Origin of the sequence: Peribacillus sp. YIM B13482, from assembly GCF_042787975.1 — a bacterium.
Taxonomy (GTDB): Bacteria; Bacillota; Bacilli; order Bacillales; family DSM-1321; genus Peribacillus; species Peribacillus simplex_A.
The window spans coordinates 1-2,917 of the sequence record NZ_JBHZPF010000128.1 but is presented as its reverse complement, the minus strand read 5'-3'; the positions used below and the strand labels follow the sequence as shown (position 1 = coordinate 2,917).

The window sequence follows — 2,917 nt, the reverse complement described above, 5'->3', positions numbered from 1 at the left end:
AGAAAACGCCATCCTTCCTGTATATTTCTACAAAAAGAATAGCGCTTTTTTCGTTATGATGATACAAATTCACCTTAGCTTGATGGCCATGTGGCGGTACCCCTACCTAGCAAAGAGGGAATTAGAATCCCACGTCGAAATCGCTTTTCAAGTGGAACAACAATAATACTTCCTACAAGACCGCCTACTCTAATTAAGGTATAATTAAATCACTTTGTGTCAGAAGTTAAATGTAATGTTGAAAGCAAATATTACAAAGTAATTAGTACACCATAAAAAGACCATAGGCTAAATAACAGTAAAATTAAGCCAGATGTTTTATTGATAATTATTAAAGAATATGCATTTATTCGATTCTTTAATAAGCTAACAACAATACTAAGAAATAACCACCATAGTATTGAACCTAAAAAAACTCCTAATACTAATATTAATTTCGCCATTAAGTCAATCTCTGAATTAGCTATTCCAAGCCCTGAAAAAAGGGCAATAAAAGACAAAATTGTTACCGGGTTAGTTATTGTTAAAAAGAAAGTAGATATATATGCCTTAATATTTTGTTCATTTTTACTTTTAGTAAGTATATTTGAGGGTTTTGATATATAAGTTTTAACACCCAAATAACCTAAAAAAATTCCGCCAATTAGTTGAAACCATAATTGTTGATTAATCAAATAATTAGTTATCACTGTTAAGCTTAGACACGCAATTAAACCATATAAACCATCCGCTGTTGCAGCACCTAAACCTGACATAAATCCAACGAATCTCCCGTTCTCAAGCGTTCTACGAATACATAAAATTCCGATAGGTCCTACAGGAGCCGCAATACTAAAACCAATGATAAGACCTTTGAGTAAGAATTCACTTGTCATTTTCTCCTACCTCATCAATAAAAAACTTATCTTTTTGCAAAGGAATTTTAAATGTTTCTTTCGTTGTATCCATTACTATTGTTGTTTTTGTTCGAAGTACCCCCTGCAGACTTTTGATTTCATAGCTAATCACTCTGTCTAAATCCTTGGTATTCCGACAACGAATTTTCAATAAATAATCATCATCCCCCGCAATATGATGACATTCTTGTACCTCCTCCAAATTAGTAATAAGATGTAAGAATTCTTCTCTATATTTTGGTTTTTCTAATGAGACTGATACAAAAGCTGTACACTCAGTTCCTACATTTTCTCCATCTATCTTGGCTCCAATCTCTTTAATTACTCCATTACTAATCAAACGATTGACACGATCAGCAACTGCTGGTGAAGACAATCCAATGTGAGATGCCAATTCAGCCCAAGTAACTCTACCATTATTCATTATTGATTGCATAATTTTATAATCGTAAGAATCCAAGTTAATCAACCTTTCTTTATAAACTTTTAATCATTTTAATATTTATTTAACAAAGAAACAAGTGGTATTTTCTTTAATAATGAAAAATAATATATATATATATATAACAGTCTCAGAAATGGTCCTTTTCTGAACACATGTCATGGCGCTTTGAATCGTAACAAAATCGAGGTTTTAATTCCTAATAATGTCTTAGTGTATAATTTTCGCATTTTGACGTTGAGACCCCATATCCATCAAGCTAAAAAGAATGAATACCCCCAAAATGAAAATTTTAAGTTTCTTTTCCTAGAAACATCTTAGTTTTTCATCTTGGGGGACTTGAAAAATATTAACTTGATGGGCATGTGGCGGTACCCCGGACTTACCCCTTTTTGTTATCATTTGCAGTAACTCACGAAATATAAGCATATACGTTTAAAAAGGTGACAAAGGGTTTATTAAGATGCTTATGGAATTACTGAAGGATAGTATCTTTAGGGGGAAAGTATATGCAAACTTTGGAAAAAATCAGCAATCGGTGTTGGTATCAAACACCTGTTTCAGAAACGGATAGACCTATTCTAGGTGTAGTGGTTGGAGATAACAGATCGTTAATGATTGATGCAGGAAATTCAGAAGCACATGCTAATTGTTTTCTTAAAGAGCTTAAAGAACAAGGTATTCCACTTCCAAGCATCGTTGTGCTTACACATTGGCACTGGGATCATATCTTTGGTTTGTCTGCTTTGAATATGCTGTCTGTTGCTTCTATTCAAACGAAAGCTAAAATTAAGAACCTTGTTTCTTACGAATGGACAGATTCTGCTTTAGAAGAACGGGTGAAGTCGGGATTGGAAATTGAATTTTGTGCCAATGCAATCATAAAAGAATTTGGAAGTGAAAGAAATATTATCATATCATTACCAGATTTAACCTTTGAACAGAGAATGGAGATTGATCTAGGAGGAGTATCATGTCTTTTGCAGCATGTAGGAGGCAATCATTCCCCAGACTCTATCATTGTCTATATCAAAGAAGAAAAAATACTATTCCTTGGCGACTCTATTTATGCAGATATCTATTCAAACAAGAGGAATTATACGACTCAAAGTACGATTCAATTATTAGACACAATCGATCAATTTGATGCTGAAATCTATGTCCTATCCCATTGGAAGCCGATATCGAAGGATGAATATCAGAAGGAAGCAATACTATTAAGGACTGTAGCTACCTTGACAGATAAATATGAGGGACGCTTTGAAGATATAAAGAAATCTTATCAACTCAAGCTAAACAGAGAGCTAAATGAAGAAGAGCTTGAAACAATTGGATACTTTGTGAACGGGTTCGAAATAAATAATTAGCTTAGAGATCAGTCCTCAGTTTATAAGAATTCCTATTTAGTTAACGGTGGGCATTTTATAAAATTGGAGACGATGCCTTTCTTAATGAACTCCCTCAGTTTAATAGGGGGACCGCCACATGCCCATCAAGGCAAGATTGGACAGGTTACACTTAGTTGGACAATAAAAATAAGGGCATGTAGAATCATACACAATAAGTGAGGAGAATCTAC

Annotated in this window: 3 protein-coding genes and 1 pseudogene; 1 reads left to right on the top strand and 3 read right to left on the bottom strand. The window is 33.8% G+C overall.

Features of this window, described 5'->3' with window-relative positions; all coding sequences use genetic code 11:
- Window positions 1-107: 107 nt before the first annotated feature.
- From ACFX4L_RS25250 to ACFX4L_RS25240, 3 genes and pseudogenes are all read right to left on the bottom strand, one after another.
- Window positions 108-251, bottom strand: a pseudogene (locus tag ACFX4L_RS25250) (MFS transporter); the annotation flags it as partial.
- Window positions 252-875: a LysE family translocator gene (locus tag ACFX4L_RS25245; protein ID WP_284470879.1), complete on the bottom strand. Its 624-nt coding sequence runs from the start codon at window positions 873-875 to the stop codon at window positions 252-254. It lies immediately after the preceding pseudogene.
- Complete coding sequence (locus ACFX4L_RS25240; protein ID WP_061463125.1) at window positions 865-1,356, bottom strand: Lrp/AsnC family transcriptional regulator; 492 nt, start codon at window positions 1,354-1,356, stop codon at window positions 865-867. Before ACFX4L_RS25240 ends, ACFX4L_RS25245 begins: the two co-directional genes overlap by 11 nt.
- A 491-nt stretch (window positions 1,357-1,847) precedes the next feature.
- Between ACFX4L_RS25240 and ACFX4L_RS25235 the strand changes: the two genes are divergently transcribed.
- On the top strand, window positions 1,848-2,705 hold the full coding sequence (locus ACFX4L_RS25235; RefSeq protein WP_377387625.1) for an MBL fold metallo-hydrolase: 858 nt from the start codon (window positions 1,848-1,850) through the stop codon (window positions 2,703-2,705).
- Window positions 2,706-2,917 lie beyond the last annotated feature (212 nt).

What these genes read in the sequence shown, in the direction of transcription:
- ACFX4L_RS25245 (WP_284470879.1), bottom strand. Translation starts at nt 875, where the DNA reads ATGACAAGTGAATTCTTACTCAAAGGTCTTATCATTGGTTTTAGTATT.
- ACFX4L_RS25235 (WP_377387625.1), top strand. Translation starts at nt 1,848, where the DNA reads ATGCAAACTTTGGAAAAAATCAGCAATCGGTGTTGGTATCAAACACCT.